Origin of the sequence: Hyunsoonleella rubra, assembly GCF_042684665.1 — a bacterium.
Taxonomy (GTDB): Bacteria; Bacteroidota; Bacteroidia; order Flavobacteriales; family Flavobacteriaceae; genus Jejuia; species Jejuia rubra.
Window position 1 is genome coordinate 1 of record NZ_JBHULY010000041.1, and the last position, 658, is coordinate 658.

A 658-nucleotide genomic window follows, 5' to 3' on the forward strand; every position below is an offset into this window, starting at 1 on the left:
ACACCATGGCTACGATAGGTAGGGGCCCTGAGAGGGGGATCCCCCACACTGGTACTGAGACACGGACCAGACTCCTACGGGAGGCAGCAGTGAGGAATATTGGACAATGGGGGGAACCCTGATCCAGCCATGCCGCGTGCAGGAAGACTGCCCTATGGGTTGTAAACTGCTTTTGTACGGGAAGAAACACTCCTACGTGTAGGGGCTTGACGGTACCGTAAGAATAAGGATCGGCTAACTCCGTGCCAGCAGCCGCGGTAATACGGAGGATCCGAGCGTTATCCGGAATCATTGGGTTTAAAGGGTCCGTAGGTGGGCCGGTCAGTCAGAGGTGAAATCCCGCGGCTCAACCGTGGAACTGCCTTTGATACTGCCGGTCTTGAATCGCTGTGAAGTGGCTAGAATATGTAGTGTAGCGGTGAAATGCATAGATATTACATAGAATACCGATTGCGAAGGCAGGTCACTAACAGCGCATTGACACTGATGGACGAAAGCGTAGGTAGCGAACGGGATTAGATACCCCGGTAGTCTACGCCGTAAACGATGGATACTAGCTGTCCGGCTCCGGCTGGGTGGCTAAGCGAAAGTGATAAGTATCCCACCTGGGGAGTACGTTCGCAAGAATGAAACTCAAAGGAATTGACGGGGGCCCGCA

The 658-nt window shown here is 53.8% G+C and carries 1 rRNA gene; it reads left to right on the plus strand.

The features are described from left to right. Positions 1 to 658, plus strand: a 16S ribosomal RNA gene (locus tag ACFSR8_RS16460); the annotation flags it as partial.